This window comes from Bordetella genomosp. 6 (assembly GCF_002119705.1).
Taxonomy (GTDB): domain Bacteria; phylum Pseudomonadota; class Gammaproteobacteria; order Burkholderiales; family Burkholderiaceae_B; genus Bordetella; species Bordetella bronchiseptica_F.
The window spans coordinates 707,931-725,983 of record NZ_CP021107.1 but is presented as its reverse complement, the minus strand read 5'-3'; the positions used below and the strand labels follow the sequence as shown (position 1 = coordinate 725,983).

At 69.0% G+C, this 18,053-nt stretch carries 18 protein-coding genes; 14 read left to right on the top strand and 4 right to left on the bottom strand.

Annotated elements, in window-relative coordinates; genetic code table 11:
- Positions 1-12: 12 nt before the first annotated feature.
- The gene (locus CAL11_RS03450) at positions 13-927 is read right to left on the bottom strand and encodes a LysR family transcriptional regulator (RefSeq protein ID WP_086092163.1); all 915 of its coding nucleotides are present in this window, start codon (positions 925-927) and stop codon (positions 13-15) included.
- 122 nt (positions 928-1,049) lie between these two features.
- On the opposite strand from CAL11_RS03450, the gene CAL11_RS03445 reads away from it, so the two are divergent.
- From CAL11_RS03445 to nudC, 4 genes are all read left to right on the top strand, one after another.
- Positions 1,050-1,856 (top strand): zinc-binding dehydrogenase, encoded by an 807-nt coding sequence (locus CAL11_RS03445; protein ID WP_086092162.1) that lies wholly within the window; start codon positions 1,050-1,052, stop codon positions 1,854-1,856.
- Positions 1,853-3,157, top strand: coding sequence for an amidase (locus tag CAL11_RS03440; protein WP_086092161.1), 1,305 nt, complete (start codon positions 1,853-1,855; stop codon positions 3,155-3,157). The genes CAL11_RS03445 and CAL11_RS03440 overlap by 4 nt, the downstream gene beginning before the upstream one ends.
- Positions 3,154-4,098, top strand: coding sequence for a PDR/VanB family oxidoreductase (locus CAL11_RS03435; RefSeq protein WP_086092160.1), 945 nt, complete (start codon positions 3,154-3,156; stop codon positions 4,096-4,098). Before CAL11_RS03440 ends, CAL11_RS03435 begins: the two co-directional genes overlap by 4 nt.
- An 80-nt stretch (positions 4,099-4,178) precedes the next feature.
- Positions 4,179-4,946, top strand: a complete 768-nt coding sequence (gene nudC, locus CAL11_RS03430) for an NAD(+) diphosphatase (protein WP_167382445.1) — start codon at positions 4,179-4,181, stop codon at positions 4,944-4,946.
- Positions 4,947-4,970: 24 nt separating this feature from the next.
- Here the strand turns inward: nudC and CAL11_RS03425 are convergent, their stop codons facing one another.
- Positions 4,971-5,639: a TetR/AcrR family transcriptional regulator gene (locus CAL11_RS03425; RefSeq protein ID WP_086092159.1), complete on the bottom strand. Its 669-nt coding sequence runs from the start codon at positions 5,637-5,639 to the stop codon at positions 4,971-4,973.
- A gap of 326 nt (positions 5,640-5,965) precedes the next feature.
- Between CAL11_RS03425 and CAL11_RS03420 the strand changes: the two genes are divergently transcribed.
- From CAL11_RS03420 to CAL11_RS03375, 10 genes are all read left to right on the top strand, one after another.
- Complete coding sequence (locus tag CAL11_RS03420) at positions 5,966-7,159, top strand: CaiB/BaiF CoA transferase family protein (protein ID WP_086092158.1); 1,194 nt, start codon at positions 5,966-5,968, stop codon at positions 7,157-7,159.
- The gene (locus tag CAL11_RS03415; protein ID WP_086092157.1) at positions 7,156-8,160 is read left to right on the top strand and encodes an NADPH:quinone oxidoreductase family protein; all 1,005 of its coding nucleotides are present in this window, start codon (positions 7,156-7,158) and stop codon (positions 8,158-8,160) included. Before CAL11_RS03420 ends, CAL11_RS03415 begins: the two co-directional genes overlap by 4 nt.
- A 52-nt stretch (positions 8,161-8,212) precedes the next feature.
- Entirely contained in the window at positions 8,213-9,178 is a 966-nt protein-coding gene (locus tag CAL11_RS03410; RefSeq protein ID WP_086092156.1) for a Bug family tripartite tricarboxylate transporter substrate binding protein, read from the top strand.
- A gap of 1 nt (position 9,179) precedes the next feature.
- The gene (locus CAL11_RS03405; protein ID WP_086092155.1) at positions 9,180-9,953 is read left to right on the top strand and encodes an enoyl-CoA hydratase/isomerase family protein; all 774 of its coding nucleotides are present in this window, start codon (positions 9,180-9,182) and stop codon (positions 9,951-9,953) included.
- 360 nt (positions 9,954-10,313) lie between these two features.
- Positions 10,314-11,213 carry an ABC transporter ATP-binding protein gene (locus CAL11_RS03400; RefSeq protein ID WP_033460493.1) on the top strand — a complete coding sequence of 300 codons (900 nt, stop codon included), beginning with the start codon at positions 10,314-10,316 and terminating at the stop codon, positions 11,211-11,213.
- A gap of 25 nt (positions 11,214-11,238) precedes the next feature.
- On the top strand, positions 11,239-12,291 hold the full coding sequence (locus tag CAL11_RS03395; protein WP_086092154.1) for an ABC transporter substrate-binding protein: 1,053 nt from the start codon (positions 11,239-11,241) through the stop codon (positions 12,289-12,291).
- Positions 12,288-13,085, top strand: coding sequence for an ABC transporter permease (locus tag CAL11_RS03390; RefSeq protein ID WP_086092153.1), 798 nt, complete (start codon positions 12,288-12,290; stop codon positions 13,083-13,085). Before CAL11_RS03395 ends, CAL11_RS03390 begins: the two co-directional genes overlap by 4 nt.
- Before the next feature lie 61 nt (positions 13,086-13,146).
- Positions 13,147-13,938, top strand: a complete 792-nt coding sequence (locus CAL11_RS03385; protein WP_033460504.1) for a GntR family transcriptional regulator — start codon at positions 13,147-13,149, stop codon at positions 13,936-13,938.
- A 52-nt stretch (positions 13,939-13,990) separates the two neighbouring features.
- Positions 13,991-15,040: an ABC transporter substrate-binding protein gene (locus tag CAL11_RS03380; RefSeq protein ID WP_033460507.1), complete on the top strand. Its 1,050-nt coding sequence runs from the start codon at positions 13,991-13,993 to the stop codon at positions 15,038-15,040.
- Positions 15,041-15,111: 71 nt separating this feature from the next.
- Complete coding sequence (locus tag CAL11_RS03375) at positions 15,112-16,101, top strand: Bug family tripartite tricarboxylate transporter substrate binding protein (RefSeq protein WP_086092152.1); 990 nt, start codon at positions 15,112-15,114, stop codon at positions 16,099-16,101.
- A gap of 12 nt (positions 16,102-16,113) precedes the next feature.
- Here the strand turns inward: CAL11_RS03375 and CAL11_RS03370 are convergent, their stop codons facing one another.
- Positions 16,114-16,944, bottom strand: coding sequence for a GntR family transcriptional regulator (locus CAL11_RS03370; protein ID WP_086092151.1), 831 nt, complete (start codon positions 16,942-16,944; stop codon positions 16,114-16,116).
- 85 nt (positions 16,945-17,029) lie between these two features.
- Entirely contained in the window at positions 17,030-18,034 is a 1,005-nt protein-coding gene (locus CAL11_RS03365) for an SLAC1 anion channel family protein (RefSeq protein WP_244172902.1), read from the bottom strand.
- Positions 18,035-18,053 lie beyond the last annotated feature (19 nt).

The following is an 18,053-nucleotide window of genomic DNA, read 5'->3' as shown; positions in this document are numbered from 1 at the left end:
GGCCGCGCCGGCTCAATGGGCCTGGATGACCAGTTCGTCGACCAGCTCCGAGATGTGCTCCACGATCGCGGCGGCGGCGCGCGGATAGTGATAGCGGAACGAATACGCCGCCACGATATTGGGTTGACGCACATGCGATTCGAATGCGCGCGACACGATGCCGCCCATGCCCGGCAGGGCATTGGGCGGACAGAAATTCAGGAGCGAGAAGCCATGGCCGGCCGCCACCATGCCCAGCAGCATATTGATCGACAGCACCGAATGGGCAATGCGCGGAATCGCGCCGTTGGAGCTGAAGGCCGTCAGCATGTATTCGCGCGTGCGCGGCAGGTCGAGCAGGATCAGCGGCTCGGTATTGAGGTCGCTGGTGGCCAGCGTCTCCTTGGCCGCCAGCGGATGGGAGGCGGGCAGCACCACCTGCAGCGGTGCGGCGCGCAAGGCCACCAGCTTGATGCCGGAAGGGATCTCGAAGTCGTACAGCACCGCGATGTCGAGCGTGCCCGTGCGCAAGCCTTCCAGCAGGTACTCGTGGTGGCCCTCGAACCAGGCCAGGCGCACGCCGGGCAGATGCTGTTGCACGCGCGTGAGCAAGGGGGGGATGACGAACGGCGCGAAGGTGGTGAGACAGCCCACGCGCACCTGCCCATGCGGTTCGCCGCGCCCTTGCAGGCTGCCCAGCCCCCAGGCTTCCTGGAGGATGCCCCGGCACTGCACCGCGAAGGCGCTGCCCTGCTCGGTGAGGATCAGCCCGCGCGCATGGCGGCGGCGAAACAGCTGTACGCCCAGCAAGGTTTCGAGATGGGCGATGGCGGTCGATACCGCGGGCGCCGATACATGCAATGCCTGCGCGGCCTGCTGCACGGATTCGCATTCGGCGGCCGCCAGGAAATACGACAACTGCCGCAACGAAAAATCGGGCGCCCGCAATGCCGTGTCCTGCGTGTGCGAAGCAGTCGAAGCCACGTTTCTTCCCCATTGGATTTCCGGCTGCCGTCGTGCGGCGCGTTCCGGAAAATTTGTTTGGCACAAGGTATAGAGGAAGCGCGGCCATGACTATTGGTATTGCCCCGATGCCATCGCCGCGCCACCCCGCGCGGCGCCTGCGCATGCGGGTCCAGGCGTGCCTGGGCGATGCCGGCGGGCTGCGGCTGCCCGGCGTCGCGCTCATCGGCAGCGCCGGGCCGGGCGCGCGCGTCGCGGCGTTGGCCACGCAGGCAGCCGCGCCCGGCGCCGAGATCGAGATCGACCCCGGCCAGGCCTGGTCCGTGGTCGACGGGCTGGACGAGCAATCCGCCTTGCTGCTGTCCGTGCTGTGGCCCGGCGCATGGATCGCCCTGGTGGAGATCGGCGGCCTGCGGGCCGGACAACAGGTGCTGGTGCACGAAGCCGATACGCCGCTGGGCCTGCTGGCCACCGTGCTGGCGCGCCAGGCCGACGCCAGCGTGATCGCCGCCGCGCGCACCGCCGGGGGCATTGCCGCCGCCTTGCGCGCCGGCGCGGCCGAAGGCGTGCTGTACAGCGACCCGTGGCCCGAGCTGGCGCGCGAGCACGGCGGCGCCGATCTGGTTTTCGACCCCAGCGCCGGCCGTTACGCCGCCGCCTCGCTGCCGTGCGCACGGCGCCGCGCGCGCGTGCTGGCGCTGGGCATGCACGATGGCCCGGCCGGCCCGCCGATCGGCGCCGCGCAACTGCTGCGCCGCCAGGCCAGCCTGGCCGCCGCCGGCTGGGACCCCGCCCGCGACGCGCCGGCGCTGCAACGCGCCTGGCGCGCGCTGCCGCCGCACTGGCCGCGCGTCGCGGCGCTGCTGCCGCTGCGCCCACCTTCCCTTTCCACCAGCCAGGAAGCCCTTCCATGACATCCCTGCATCACACGCCGCCCCTGTCGGCGCAGGCCACCCGCGCGGCCGTCCTAGGCGGCCGCGCCAGCGCCGAACTGCTCGAACCCTGCCTGGCGGCGATCCGCGCCCACGAACCGGTGGTGCATGCCTGGCGCGAACTCGACGTCGACGCCGCCCGCGCGCAGGCGCGCCGCCTGGATGCGCACGCCGCGCGCGGGCTGCTGGCCGGCGTGCCCATCGCGGTCAAGGACATCTTCCTGACCGAACAGTTTCCCACCCGCTATGGCTCGCCGATCTACGAGCATGGCATCGCCGGCACCGACGCCGATTGCGTGGCGCGCGCGCGCGCCGCCGGCGCGCTGGTGCTGGGCAAGACGGTCACCACCGAGTTCGCCTATTTCACGCCCGGCCCCACCGCCAACCCGCGCGACCCATCGCGTACCCCCGGCGGTTCGTCCAGCGGCTCGGCCGCCGCCGTCGCGGCCGGGATGGTGCCGCTGGCCTTCGGCTCGCAGACGGCCGGGTCGCTGATCCGGCCCGCCTCCTATTGCGGGGTGTTCGCGCTCAAGCCCACGCACGGGCTGCACAGCCTGGCCGGCGCCAAGGCCATGGCGCCCTCGCTCGATACGCTGGGCTGGCTGGCGCGCGAAGCCGGCGACCTGGAGCTGATGCGCTGCGCGCTGGCCGGCGAGGACTACCGGCCGCTACCGGACGCCCGGCCGGACGCGCTGCGCCTGGGCGTATGCCTCACGCACGAATGGCATGCCATCGAACCCGACGGCGCCCAGGCCTTCGCGCAGGCGCAAGCGCTGTGCACGGCGGCCGGCGCGCAGGTCGCGCCGCTGGTGCTGCCCGATACGCTGCAAGGCCTGATGCAGGCCCAGCAGACCATCATGGCCTACGAAGCCGCGCGCAGCCTGGCCGCCGAATGGCGCGACGCCCGCGCCCGGCTGAGCCCGGCCATGCAGGCCCTGATCGAAACCGGCCTGGGCTGCGACGCGCGGGCCTATGCGCAGGCGCTTGCGCTGGCCGCGCGCGGCCGCGCCCATCTCGAACACGCCATGCGCGACCTGGACGCCGTGATCGCCCCGGCCGCCCCCGGCGAGGCGCCGCCCGGCCTGGCGCGCACCGGCGACCCGGTCTTCAGCCGCGTCTGGACCCTGCTGGGCCTGCCCTGCGTCAACGTCCCAGGCCTGAGCGGCCCCAACGGCATGCCCATCGGCGTGCAACTGGTCGGCCGGCCGACCGACGAGCGCCGCCTGCTGTCCGTCGCCGCCGCCCTGCACCGCGTGTTCCATCCGACAGGAGCCCAACAATGAAACTCGTCGTCCGTGCCGTCACCCCGCTGACCGCCGAAATCCGCCACTTCGAACTGGCCGCGCCCGACGGCGCCGCCCTGCCCGCCTATACCCCCGGCGCCCACCTGAGCGTGCATGTCGTGCTGCCCGACGGCACGCCCGCGCGGCGCGAGTATTCGCTGCTGGGCGACGGCTCGGCCACCGCCAGCTATGACATCGCCGTGCAATGCCGCGAGCCCGCGGCCGGATCGGCCTGGATGCACCGGCTGGCGGTCGGCGACCGGATCGAGGCCGAACCGCCCGTCAATGCCTTCGCGCTGGCGGCCGACGCCGCCGAACACGTGCTGATCGCCGGCGGCATCGGCATCACCCCCATCCTGAGCATGGCGCGCCATCTGCGCGGCGCGGGCGCCGCTTTCACGCTGCATTACGCCGGCCGCGCCCGCGCGGCCATGGCCTTCGCCGAGGAGGCCGCGGCCATGGGCGCCGCCTGCCGCCTGTACCACGACGACGGCGCGCCGCTACAGGAGGCGCTACCGGCCATCCTGGCCGCGCCGGCGCCGGGCCGCCACCTGTATGTGTGCGGCCCGCGCGCGCTGATTGCCGATACCGTGGACGGCGCGGCCGCGGCGGGCTGGCCGCCCGCCAGCGTGCACTACGAACTGTTCCAGGGCGCCCTGGCCCTGCGCGGCGACCAGCCCTTCGACCTGGTGCTGCGCCAATCCGGCATCACCGTGAACGTGCCGGCCGGCCAGACCATGCTCGACGCCTTGCTGCAGGCGGGCGTCGAGCCCCTTTATGACTGCCGGCGCGGCGAATGCGGCATGTGCCTGACCCCGGTGCTGGAGGGCAAGCCGGACCACCGCGACCACTACCTGTCGCCGCGCGAACGCGAGGCCGGCGACGCGGTGTGCGTATGCGTCTCGCGCGCCTGCGGCGCCAGCCTCACGCTGGACCTGTGAGCCCATCGCGCAGCCCTGTAAACTAGCGCACACGGTGGCTGCGCGCTCCAGCGCCCGGGCCTGCATGAACGAGGTGTTTCGTGATTTTCATCTTCCGCGGCGATGAACTGCTGGTGCGCGAAAGCGGCATGGACCTGCCCGACGACGATACCTGTGCGCAGGTGGGCGTGCGCTTCGAGCTGATGCAACAGATCTGGCTGACGCACGACCCGCAACTGCGCACCACGCACGTGGCGCGCGATACCGTCGCGCCGCCCGGCTACGCCTTCCGCAAGCTGCGCGCGCTGCTGTCCGAACTGGGCGAACGGGCGCCGCTGGCCGGCCGGGCCTTCCAGATCGCCGAATGGGTGCGCACCCATCGCTACTGCGGCGTCTGCGCCACCCCCATGCAACATGCCCGGCACGAACTGTGCCTGCAATGCCCCGCCTGCGGGCTGCATGCCTACCCACGCGTCTCGCCGGCCATGATGGTGCTGATCAAGCGCGGCGAGCACATCCTGCTGGCTCGCCATGCGCGCTACGCCACGGCCCGCTATACGGCGCTGGCCGGCTTCGTCGAGGCCGGCGAAAGCATCGAGGAGGCGGTGCACCGCGAAGTGGAGGAGGAAGTCGGCCTGCGCGTGCGCGACCTGCGCTATTTCGGCAGCCAGTCCTGGCCTTTCCCCCATTCGCTGATGATCGCCTTCACGGCCGAATACGCGGGCGGCGACCTGCGCATCCAGGAAGACGAGATCGCCGAGGCGCGCTGGTTCGGCCCGGGCGAGCCCCTGCCGGACATCCCCATGCGCGAGTCCATCGCCGGCCGGCTGGTGCGGGCCAACCTGCCGCCGGGCATGGCGTCCGACTGAGCGCGGCCGCCGGCGGCGCCGCCCTCAACCGCGCGTATCGGCGCGGGCGATGCCCTGGATGGCCTGGGTGGCCAGTTGCGTGGCGACGCGCTGCCGAAAGCCCGGGCTTTCGGTCTCGCGCGGCCGGTACCAGACCGTAATCCAGTTGAGGATGCCGAGGATGCCCTTGGCGGCAATCGAATGGTCCGCCTGGGCGAAGTGCCCGCTGGCCATGCCGTCGCGCACCACCTGGCTGAACAGGCCCTCGTAGACGTCGCGCATGGCGATGACTTCGGCCAGCGCCTCGCGCTCCATGGGCGTGGTGCTGACGGACTGGTGCAGCTCCACGCCCTGCACCGTCACGCGCTGGTAGTGAAGCGAATCCATCATCAGCATGGCGTGCAGGTACGCCATGCGATACAGCTTGTCGCGCGGATCCAGCGAGGCATCGAAGGCCACCGGCACCTGGGTCTTCAGGTTCATCACCATCGCGCACTTGTGGACCGCGAAGAACAGGTCGGTCTTGCTGCGATAGTGGTAGTAGACGCTGCCCTTGGTCGCGCCGATCTGGCTGGCGATCACATCGATCGATGTGGCGGCGAACCCGTAGGTCGTGAACGCCTTGGCCGCCGCATCCAGCAGCTTGCGTTGGACGGCGGGCATGTCGTCATAGTCGATGCCCACCCAGTTTTCGAGTTCGGGGGTAAGGAGCACGGCGTCTGCAGGTAGGAGTGGTCCGGACCGGGTGCACAGTATAGCGGCAAACTATCGCCGAACCGGGACGCGCCGATCCCGCCCTTATTACGAAAAAGAAAAATACTACCAAGTATCACGTTGTCATTCCGACCTATCGATAACCATTAGATCGAACATCGAGATGCAGCAATTTTGATTATAAGCATATGATTTTAAAGAATTAATTTCAAATACGCCGGCACCATTCCGCACTCTTGCAAAAAATACCCGGAACTAGAATACTAAGTAGTATGTTGATTTTGCCAGGCCGAAACCGGCCCTGGCGGCCGGAGAGAGGCAGAGGAATGGACGGACCGTTGAGCGGCGTACGGGTGCTGGACATGACGGCGGCGCTGTCAGGCCCGGTGGCCACCCAGATCCTGGGGGACATGGGCGCCGAGGTGATCAAGATCGAGCCGCCCGAGGGCGACAGCATCCGCGACCTGGGCCCGGCCCGGCATCGCGGCATGGGCGCCATGTTCCTGCACACCAACCGCAGCAAGCGCAGCATCGTGCTGGACCTCAAGCTGGAAGCCGGGCGCGAGGCGTTCAGGCGCCTGGCCGGCACGGCCGACGTATTCGTCTGCAATACCCGCCCCAAGGCCATGGCGCGCCTGGGGCTGGCCTATGCGGATATCGCCGCCACCAACCCCGGGCTGGTGTACCTGAACATCGTCGGCTACGGCAGCGCGGGCACCCATGCCGACAAGCCGGCCTACGACGATCTGATCCAGGCCGCCGCGGGCATCGCCTCGCTGCGCGCCGACGGCGATCCAGCGCGCTACGCCCCCATCGCCCTGGCCGACCGGGTCACCGGCATCCTGGCGGCCAACGCGGTGCTGGGCGCGCTGTACCACCGCGCCCGGACGGGCGCCGGCCAGCACATCGAAGTCCCGATGTTCGAATCGATCGCCTCGCTGGTGCTGGCCGACCATATGGCGGGGCTCAGCTTCGAGCCGCCGATCGGACCGCCGGTATTCGACCGCTACGCGTCCATACGCCGGCCGTTCCAGACCCGCGACGGCTTTCTCTGCATGATGGTGCTGACCGATAGGCAGTGGCGCGAATTCTTCCGCGCCGTCGGCCGGCCCGAAGTCATGGACGACGCGCGCTTCGGCACCATGGCCCAGCGCACCCGCAACCTGGAAGCCCTGTACGCCATCGTCTCGGCAATCATGGCCACGCGCGACACCGACGACTGGGTGGCCCACCTGGAAGCGGCCGACATCCCGGTGGCGCGGATCGAGAGCGTGGCGTCGCTTGCCGCGCACCCCCACCTGGCGCAGGCCGGCTTCTTCCGGACCGTGGAACACCCGACGGAAGGGCCGATACGCAGCATGGCGTGCGCCAGCACCTGGTCGGCCACCCAGCCGGCGGCGACCCGGCCCGCGCCGCGGCTGGGCGAGCACAGCCTGGAGATATTGCGGGAAGCCGGTTTCACCGAGGAACAGACGCAGGCGATGTTCGCCAGCGGCGCGGCAAGAGGATACGAATCATGAAGGCAGTCGTGTGCAGGGAGTACGGCGGTCCGGACATCGCCGCATACGAGGAAGTGCCGGCGCCGGCGCTCGCGCCGGGCGCGGTGCGCATCCAGGTGCGGGCGTGCAGCGCCAGCTTCGCCAGCCTGCTGGTGATGGAGGGCAAGCACCAGAACCGCGCGCCGCTGCCCCTGATACCGGGCACCGAAGTCGCCGGGGTGGTCACCGAGCTCGGCGCGGGCGCCACGCGCTTTCGCGTCGGCGACCGGGTGATCGCCGGCGTGCAATCCGGCGGCTACGCCCAGGAAGTGGTGGCCCCCGAAGCCACGGTGTTCGATCTGCCCGCCGACGTGCCGTTCGAAACCGGCGCCCAGTTCCCCACCATCTACGGCACCGCCTATGGCGCCCTGCAATGGCGCGCCCGGGTGGAACCCGGCGAGGTCGTGCTGGTGCATGGCGCGGCCGGCGGCAGCGGGCTGGCCGCGGTGGAAGTGGCCAAGGCGCTGGGCGCCACCGTCATCGCCACGGTGGGCTCGGACGCCAAGCAGGCCATCGTGCGCGAGCATGGCGCCGACCATGCCATCAACTACCGCACGCAGGACTGGCGCGCCGAAGTGCTGCGCCTGACGGGACAGCGCGGCGCCGACGTCATCTACGACCCGGTCGGCGGCGAGACCTTCGACGCCTCGCTGCGGTGCATCGCGCCGGACGGACGCATCATCCCGATGGGGTTCGCCAGCGGCGCCATCCCGACCGTGCCGGCCAACATCGTGCTGGTGAAGAACATCAGCATCCTGGGCGTGTATTGGGGCTATTACTTCGGCTGGGGACGCCACCCGGTCAAGCCCGGCAACGACGCCCGGATGCGGGCCGCCTACGCCCAGCTCTTCGAATGGACCCGCCAGGGCAGGATCCGGCCGCGCGCGCACGCGGTCATGCCCCTGGCGCAGTTCCGCGCCGCACTGCGCATGATCGCCTCCCGCGAAGCGATCGGCAGGATCGTCATGCAACCGCAGCAATAGCGCCCGCGGCCACTCGCCGGCCGCGGCGCCCACAAGACCAGAGGAGACAAACATGTTCACACGCATCGCCCTGATGGGCGTGGCCGCCATGCTGGCTGCCGCTCCCGCCGCCCACGCGCAGGACAAGTACCCGAGCCGGCCGATCACGCTGGTCTCGCCCTACCAGGCCGGCGGCACCACGGAAACCTTCGCCCGCCTCATCATCGACGACGTGGCGGCCATCCTGGGCCAGCCCATCGTGGTCGAGCAAAAGCCCGGCGCCGCCGGCACCATCGGCGCGCGCTTCGTGGCCACCAGCAAGGGCGACGGCTATACGCTGCTGGCCAACACGTCCCAGCACGTCATGTACGAAGGCATGTTCAAGAACCTGCCGTTCCGGCCCATGGAGGATTTCCGCCCGGTCGGCGTGCTGGGGTCGGCGCCCATCATCGTGGTGACGGGCGAGAACTCGCCGTACAAGACCTTCAAGGACGTGCTCGACGCCGCCAGGACGCGCAACCTCACCTTCGCCTCCGGCGCCCAGGGCTCGCTGCCGCACCTGACCGGCGAGCGCGTCGCCGTGCAGGGCAAGCTGAACATGACCCACGTCCCGTTCAGCGGCACCGCGCCCGCGCTGACCAACGTCATGGGCGGCCACGTGGACCTGCTGTATTCCACCGCGGCCAGCGTGATGTCGCAGATCCGCGCCGGCAAGCTGCGGGCGCTGGCCGTCTCGACCAAGGAGCGCATGCCGGAACTGCCCGACGTGCCCAGCATCGCCGAGATGGGCATGCCCGGCTTCGACGTGACCGCGTGGTACGCCGTGTGGGCGCCCAAGGACACCAGCCCCGAGGTCGCGGACGCCATCAACCAGGCCATGCGCGAAGCCTCGGCGCGCCCGGAGGCGAAGAAACGCATGGCCGCGCTCAGCGTCACCCCCAGCACGCTGACCGCCGCGCAGTTCGCCGCGTTCGCCGAGAGCGAGCGCAAGACCTGGCTCGACGTCATGCGCCGCGCCAACATGCAGCCGGCCAACTGACATGGAGCAGGCGGACGAAATCGATGTGCGCGTGGCCGACCAGGTGGCCTGGGTCACCATCAACCGGCCGCGGCGCATGAACGCGCTGGCCCGCGCCACCTTCGCGCGGCTGGTCGAGGTCTCGCTCGAGCTGGACCAGGACCCCGGCGTCAAGGTGGTGGTCTATACCGGCGCGGGCGAGCGCGCCTTCTCGGCCGGCGTGGACCTGAAAGAGCTGGACGCGGCCGGCCGCATGACCCACCCCATGGGCGGCCCGGCGCGCAACCTCAACGAGGTCGTGCTGGAAATGGCCACCCCCACCATCGCGGCCATCAATGGCGTGGCCGCCGGCGGCGGGTGCGAGCTGGCCCTGGCCTGCGACATCCGCGTGGCCGCATCCACCGCGCGCATCGGCCTGCCGGAAGCCCGGGTCGGCATGGGCGCCAATTTCGGCAGCGTGGTGCTGCCCCAGCTGATCCCGCGCGGCGTGGCGCTGGAGCTGCTCTACACCGGCGACCTGATCGACATGGCGCTGGCGCACCGGCTGGGGCTGGTCAACCACGTGTTCGAGCCCGCCGAGCTGATGGCGCGGACCGCCTGCCTGGCGCGCCGCATCGCCGACAACGCCCCGCTGTCGGTGCAGCGCATGAAGGCCGTGGCCTTCAAGAGCATCGGCCTGCCCACCACCGCGGCCCTGCGGCTGTCGGTCGGCCCCGACCCCTACAACAGCGCAGACAGGCTGGAAGGCGCGCGCGCCTTCGTGGAAAAGCGCAAGCCGCGCTTCCAGGGCCGATAGCCTCCCGGCGCGGACGACCACAGCGTCGTCCGCGCCCCGCGCCCCGGCCGGACACGCCTCTTCTCCCCCGGCAATGCCAGCCCTTTGCAGGGCCCGTCCCCATCCCGATACGCGGGTGTCTGTCCCGCACGGGCACTGACATCCGCGGCAGGGCGCGCCTGTCCCCGCCGGGACAGGCGCCCGCCGTACGCATCGGACACCTGCCGCGCATCGACGGGATGCCCGGCCGCCGGACGTGCCGGCCCGTTTCTTCGGGTAAATACTATATAGGAGCATAGTGCACGCCCGCACTAAACTATATAGGACTAGAGTAGCACCCGGCCAAACCCCGCTCGCTTCGGCGTCATCAAGGACGACCCCATGAATGCTCAAGTAAACACCTTCACGCCCTTGTCATGCTCGGAACCCGGCAAGCCCGGCGCTCCGCCCAGGCCAGGCGCCAGCCTCGACAACCAGGTCAAGATCTCGTTCCAGGGCGTCAGCAAGACCTATGGCGGCCGGGGCCGTTCGGGCAACCGGACGCTGGCGCTGGACCGCATGGACGTGGACATCAAGGCCGCCGAGATCGTCACCGTGCTCGGCCCCACCGGTTGCGGCAAGTCCTCCACGCTCAACCTGATCGCGGGCTTCGAGCAGACCAGCACCGGCTCGCTGCTCATCGACGGCAAGCCCATCGACGGCCCCGGCCCCGACCGGGCCGTGGTGTTCCAGCAGCCTTCGCTGTTCCCGTGGCTGACGGTCATGGAGAACATCACGCTGGGCGTGAAATGCCGCGGCATCCCCAAGGACACCTACGAGCCGCGCGCCCGGATGCTGCTGCGCGAAGTGGGCCTGTCGGGCTTCGAGAAACACTATCCCTACCAATTGTCGGGCGGGATGCAGCAGCGCGTGCAGATCGCCCGCGCGCTGATCTCGGAACCCAAGGTACTGCTGCTGGACGAGCCGTTCGGCGCGCTGGACTACCAGACCCGCATCCTGATGCAGGAACTGCTGCTGCAGCTGTGGCAGGAGCACAAGCCCACGATTTTCTTCATTACCCACGACGTGTCCGAAGCCATCTTCGTGGCCGACCGGGTGCTGGTCATGAGCCATCGCCCGGGGCGGATCAAGCTGGCGGTCAATGTCGACGCCGACAAGCCGCGCAATGCCGACTTCCTCTCCACGCCCGAGTTCATCAGCCTGCAGCGCGACCTGCTGCATGCCGTGCAGGAAGAGGTGCACGCCAACAAGAACCGTCCTCCCATGGCCAAGGCCGCCTGACTTCCTCCGCAGAAGGAGTACGACCATGCAATCCTGTCTACGCCTGGCGGCGTCCCTGCTGTCCGCCGCCCTGCTCTGCCTGCCCGCGCCCGGCGCCGCGCAGACCGCCACCCCCGCCAAGAAGGAACTGCTCAAGTTCAACTGGGGCGCCCCCACGGCGGACTACTACGCCCTGTACGTCGCCAAGGACCAGAAGCTGTTCGAGGAAGTGGGCCTGGAGCCCAACTTCTACTTCTTCCCGTCCGGCGCCCCCCTGCTGGCCGGCTTGAAAAGCAAAAGCCTGGACGTGATCACGACCGGCCTGGCCACCGTATTCGCGCTGGGGCAGAACGTCCCCCTGAAGCTGATCTACTGGGAACTGGACCATGCCGCGGCCGAAGGCCTGGTGGTCGACCCGGACGCCGGCATCAAGAGCTACAAGGACATCGCGAAGGCCAAGGCGATCGGCGCGCCTTCGGGCACCTGCGCCCAGGTTTCGCTGGTGCTGATGGCCAAGGAGCTGAACCTCAAGTATTCGGACCTCAACATCATCAACATCGCGCCGCCGCTGTACGGCAATGCCTTCAAGAGCAAATCGATCCAGGCCGCCGTGGCCTGGTCGCCCTACTCCAGCATTCTCAACGCCGACAAGCTGCCGGTGGTCAACTGGGCCAGCGACTACACGCCGGACCAGGGTGTGTGCCCCGGCCTGACCGGCGTGCGCACCGAGTTCATGCGGCAGCATCCGGACATCGGCCTGAAGCTGGTGCAGGTGCAGGCCAAGGCCATGGACATGATCCGCAAGGACCCCGAACTGGGCATCGGCGTGCTGATGAAATACCTGTCGGTCTCGCGCGAAGTGGCCAGGCACATCTACGACCGCGAGTTTTCGCGCATCCCGTCCTACGCGCAACAGATCGACCCCGCCTCGCCCTACTCGCTGGCCGCCAAGAACGCGGGCCTGGCGCGCAAGCTGCTGATCGCCAGCCAGGCGCTGGCCGAAGTGGGCACCATTCCCGCGCCCCTGACGCCGCAGGCCATCGACGAAGCGATCGATCCGAGCGCGATTCAACGCTACATGAAAGGAGAGCGCAAATGAGCGAGCGCGTTGCCGTGGAAGGCCGCCAGCCGGCCATTTCCCCCACTGTTTTCTCGGTGGCTTCGGTCGTCGGCCTGCTGGCCATCTGGACCCTGGTCACCAACCTGGGCCTCGTGGGGCCGGGCTACCTGCCCAGTCCGCAGGCCATGTTCGCCCAGCTCGTCACCCTGGTCGAGCAGGGCTACGGCGGCAAGCCGCTGTGGGACCACGTCGGCGCCAGCCTGTTCCGCGCGCTGGTCGGATTCGCGATCGGCGTGCTGGCGGGCGTGCCGTTCGGGCTGTTCAGCGGCTACCACAAGGCCGTCGGCGCCATGATGTCGCCCATCATGGCGTTCATCCGCCCCATTCCGCCGATCGCCTTCATCCCCATGGCGGTGCTGTATTTCGGCCTGGGCGAAACGGGCAAGGTGGTGCTGATCGTCTTCACCGCCTTCAACTACTCGTTCGTCAGCGCCCAGGCGGGCGCCCTGTCGGTGCCCATGTCGTACTACCGGGCCGCCGAGTCCATCGGCATGACCAAGCTGCAGATCTTCTGGCGCGTGGTGTTCCCGTCCTCGATCCCCCACATCTTCACCGGGCTGAAGGTGGCCATGGCCCTGAGCTGGGCGGTGGTGGTGGCCGCCGAACTGGTGGGCGCGCAGAAGGGCCTGGGTTTCATGATCTCGGACGCGGCGCAGCTGTTCCAGATTCCCGTGGTGTTCATCGGCATTGCGCTGATCGGCCTGATCGGCTTGGTGCTCAACGTGATGCTGACCGTCGCCGAGGAAAAGATCGTGCACTGGAAAGGGAGGTGACCGCGCGCATCGCCCGGCACACCCACTGTGTTGTGACGCCATGACAAGGAGCAGCAAGGCCATGGATACGGACGCCATTCGCAGCGAAATCTTCAGCCAGTTGACCCGGCCGGACAACAGCGGCATACCCAAGTATCGCCGCCTGTCCAACATCCTGGTGGAGGCCATCCGGCGCGGCGTCTGGCAGCCCGGCGACCGGCTGCCAGCCGAGGAGCAGCTCACCGAGATGACGCCGTTCAGCCTGGGCACGGTGCAGCGCGCCCTGCGCGCGCTGACCGACGAGGGATTGGTGATCCGCATGCAGGGGCACGGCAACTTCGTCGCCGACCAGCAGCGGCAGATGGCCGACCCCTGGCACTGCCGCTTTCTCGACGACGACGCCGACGGCATCGTGCCCATCTACTCGAAGGCGGTGCAGCGCGCCGTGGTCACGCCATCCGAGACCGGCCCCTGGCAGCGCTACCTGCACAGCGGCAGCGTCATGCGATTGGACCGCATCATCAACGTCAACGACGAGTTCCGGATATTCAGCCGCTTCTATGCCGACCGCGAGCTGCTGCAGCCGCTGTGGCATGTGCCGCTCGAGGACCTGGACGGCGCCAACTTCAAGGACATCATCATGCGGCAGGTCGGCCTGCCGATCACCGAGATCGACCGCAGCGTGCGCATCCGGCGCATCGATGCCCAGGCGGCCCGGCTGATCGGGGTCGCGCCGGAAGCCACGGTCCTGTTCATGCAGGCCGTCGCCCGCGCCGGCCGCGACGCGTGCATCTACTACCAGGAGTTCTACATCCCCGAGACTGGCCGGGCGCTGCAGTTGCCCGAGCAACGGCCCCGGGTCCATGGGCGCTGAAGCAGGGGCGCCCCTCATTGCAGACAGAGCCCGCAGACGGGCGGAGACAAGCATGACATCGAAGCAAGGCCGACACACCGCTTTCCTCACCAAGGCTGCCGCGGCCGCCGTACTGGCCGCGGGCAGCGCCGCCAGCCTGGCGGCCGACCCGCCCAAGCTGCTGAAGGTCAACTACGGCGCGCCGACCGCCGACTACTACACCCTGTACGTCGCCAAGGACCACGGCCTGTTCGAGAAACACGGCCTGGAGCCCAACTTCTTCTGGTTCGCCTCGGGCGCCCCCCTGCTGGCAGGCCTCAAGAGCGAAAGCCTGGATGTCTTCACCACCGGCCTGGCCTCGGCGTTCGCGCTGGGCCAGAACCTGCCCGTCAAGCTGCTGTTCTGGCAGCTCGACGACGCGCCGGGACAGGGCCTGGTGGTCTCGAAGGACTCGGGCATCGACAGCTACCGCGACCTCAAGAAGGCCAAGGCCATCGGCACGCCGTCGGGCACCTGCGCCCAGGTGGCGCTGGGCCTGATGGCGCGCAAGGCGGGCATCGCCATGAAGGAGCTGAACGTCGTCAACATCGCCCCGCCGCTGTATGCCAACGCCTTCACCAGCAACTCCATCGACGCCGGCGTGACCTGGGCGCCGTACCTGCAGTCGGTGGCCGAGCGCGGCTACAAGATCGTCAACTACGACACCGACTACGACGGGATCTGCCCCGTGATGACGGGCGCGCGCACCAAGTTCCTGCAGGAGCATCCCGACGTCGGCCTGAAGCTGGTGCAGATCTCGGCCGAAGCGCAGCAAATGGTGGCCGACAACCCGCAACTGGCCATCGACGTGCTGGAAAAATACCTGAAGGTCTCGCCGGCCGTGGCCAAGGCGACCTACGAGCGCCTGTGCTGCGGGAACTTCCCCACCTTCAGGCAGCAGGCCGACCCCGAATCGCCCTATTCGCTGGTGTCCGACAAGGGCATCGTCGCCAAGCTGCACACCGCCACGCAGATCCTGGCCGAGGCCGGCACCATCCCGCAGGCCATCTCCCGGGAAACGGTCGCCGCATCGATAGACGCCTCGTACGTGCGCCAGTACCTGGCCAAGCAGCCCGGCCGATAGCCGCCGGTCCGCGCCGCCGGGCGCAGGCCTTTTTTATTTTCCCGTTACATCCTATATAGGTATATAACACTATGCAGCCTGTCTCCCTTACCCTGCGGCGCGCGCTCGCCGCCCTGGGCCTGGCGGCCGCCGCGGCCGTGCCGGCCCAGGCGGCGCAGGACTGGCCCGACCGTCCCGTCCGGCTGATCGTGCCCTACCCCGCCGGCGGCGGCGTCGACTTCGCCGCCCGGCTGATTGCATCGGACCTGAGCAAGCAGACCGGACAGAATTTCATCGTGGAAAACCGCACCGGCGCGGCCGGCACCATAGGCGCGCAGGCCGTGGTGCAAAGCACCGCCGACGGCAACACCGTGCTGTTCGCCTCGCCCGCCGAAGTCCTGGTCAGCCGCATCGCCGGCCAGAAAACCTCGTACGACGCCAGCAAGGACCTGCAACCGGTCACGCTGGCCGGCGAAACGCCGCTGGCCGTGGCGGTCAACCCGGCGGTGCCGGCCCGCACGCTGGCCGAACTGATCGCGCTGGCCAGGAAAGACCCGTCCGCGATCTCGTACGGCACGCCGGGCACCGGCAGCACCATGCAGTTCGCCGGCGAGGCCCTGAACCTCGCGGCCGGCATCAGGATGCTGCATGTCCCCTACCGGGGCGCGGCGCCCGCCATCGCCGACCTGCTGGGCAACCAGATTCCGGTGGCCGTCGTCGGCGTCCCGCCGCTGGTGGCGCATCACAAGAGCGGCAAGCTGAGGATTCTCGCGGTCACCGGCAGCCAGCGCATCGCCGCCTTGCCGGACGTGCCCACCGTGGCCGAGGAGCTGGGCGTGGCCGACTACCGCTACACCAACTGGTTCGGCGTCTATGTGCCCGGCAATACGCCCGCGGCGGTCGGAGGCAGGCTCGCGGCGCTGATCCACGACTCGGTGCACCGCGACGCCATCAAGGCCCAGCTGGCCGAACAGGGCGTGGAGCCGATCGGCAACAGCACGCCCGAGTTCGTCCAGTTCCTGGCCGGCGAAAAGGCGCGCTACGAGGCCGTGCAGCGCAAGAGCGGCATACGGATGGACTGAGCGCGCCGGTGCTCAGTCGGTCAGCTGGTCGGGGATGCTGAGCACCCGCTTGGTCGGCGGGATGAAGAACTTCTGGTAGTAGATGCAGCGCTCCTGCCCCATGCAGGCCACCACTTGCAAGGCGATGCCGGCCGCGTAGGGCGGCGTCTTGGTGTAGCCCGCCACGGCGGGATCGAACGGCTCCATCGCGACGAAGTGGTCGATCTTGGTGACCGGGACGTTCAGTTCCTGCGTGATCTGCTTCTTGAAGTTCAGGCCGTTGAGCTTCTCCATCGGCGTATCCCACAGCGACGGGAATACATTGCGGTCGACGTAGAAGCGCGTGAAGACCTCGAATTCATTGCCGACGTTGATGGTGCGCTCGATCAGGATCACCCGCGCGCCGGCCGCGGTATCGAAATAACGCTGCCATTCGCCCTCGCCGCTGGCATGGTCGCGGCTGATGATGGTGGAATACACGGGCAGGAAGCTGACGCCGTCGTCGGCCAGGAAGCGGCAATGCCAGGGGTCCTGGATGCGCAGCTGCTGCTGCGCGACGAAGGTTCCCAGGCCGTGTTCGCGCACCACCAGGCCCTGGTCGACCAGGATGCGCAGCGCGCGCTGCACCGTTCCCAGGCTGTAGGAGGTCATCTGGACCAGGTCGTCCTCGGTGGGCAGGCGCTCGCCCGGCTTCCAGTGGCCGGATTCGATGCCTTCGGCAATCGCATTCAGGACCAGGCGGTACTTGGGAATGCCGCTGTAGTTGGGGCGGTGCAGCTGGTCGAACACCGCGGGCCGCTCGGCATTCACCACGATCTGCCCGCCGGCCGGCGTAGAACGTCGAAGACTCGTATTCATAAGCACATATCTGGATATCCCCGACGAAAGGGCGTCGGACGGCTAGCCCCCATATTATCTTATGCGCCCGCGCGCGCGCCGCGGCGCGGCCTCAGAACGCCGCGACGGCCACCTCGCCGTTGAGCAGCCCGCGCACCGTCGCGCCCACCAGCAGGGCCAGGACGGCGCTGAGCACCGCCGCCAGGAAGCCGGCCAGGGCGTGGAACACGAGGGCATGCCCGCCGTGCTCGGCGAACGAGAACGTGGCCAGCGTAATCGCGGCCAGCGGAAAGGAATACGACCAGGCCGCCAGGCTGAAAGGCAGGCGCGCGAAGCGAGGCGCCGCGGTAGACAGCAGCAGCGTCCAGAACAGCGAGATGTAATACAGCACCCGGGCAAACCCGTCCAGCGACCCGGTCAACGCCATGTACGCCAGGAACGCCACCGCCGGCGGCGCGATCATGATGAACAGCGTGGGCGTGAGCGCGCGGGCCAGCGGCGCGCCGAACATCAGGCGGTGCAGGATGATGGCCTTGAGCACGATCCAGAAGACGATGCCCAGGCTGAAGAAGAACCATGCGCACTCGGCCGGCGCGAAACGCACGCCCGCGATCGGGATGACGATGTTGCCGACCACCGGCACGAACCACGATGGATTGACGTGCTCGAGCTGGTAGTGGGTATGGAAGATCCAGCTGCGCACGATGATCAGCGTGAACCCCAGGTGCGCGATCGCGCCCAGCCACCACAGCGCCGCGGCGGCGCGCGGCGCGTCGTCCGCCCAGGCCGTGCCGATCAGCACCACGCCCAGCGAGATCGCCGAGAAGAACGCCAGCTGCACGGGATGGGCCCATTCGCGCGCGACCTCGCCCGGATGGCGCAGCAGCCGCAGCAGGAACAGCGCCAGCAGCACGCCGTACACCGCCGCCACGGCCACCTGGACGGCCAGCGCCGCCTGCAAGGGCAGGCCCCAGACCTGGTGCGCCTTGCGCCACACCATGCCCAGACCCGACAGGCCCAGCACGGAGGCGAACATGGAAACCGGAAAGCCGGCCAGGAACGTGGCGCCTGCGCCTGCCGGCGGCAACGCCATCGGCAGGCCCCGCTGCGTCTGCATGGAGTGTCCGGCCGGCGCG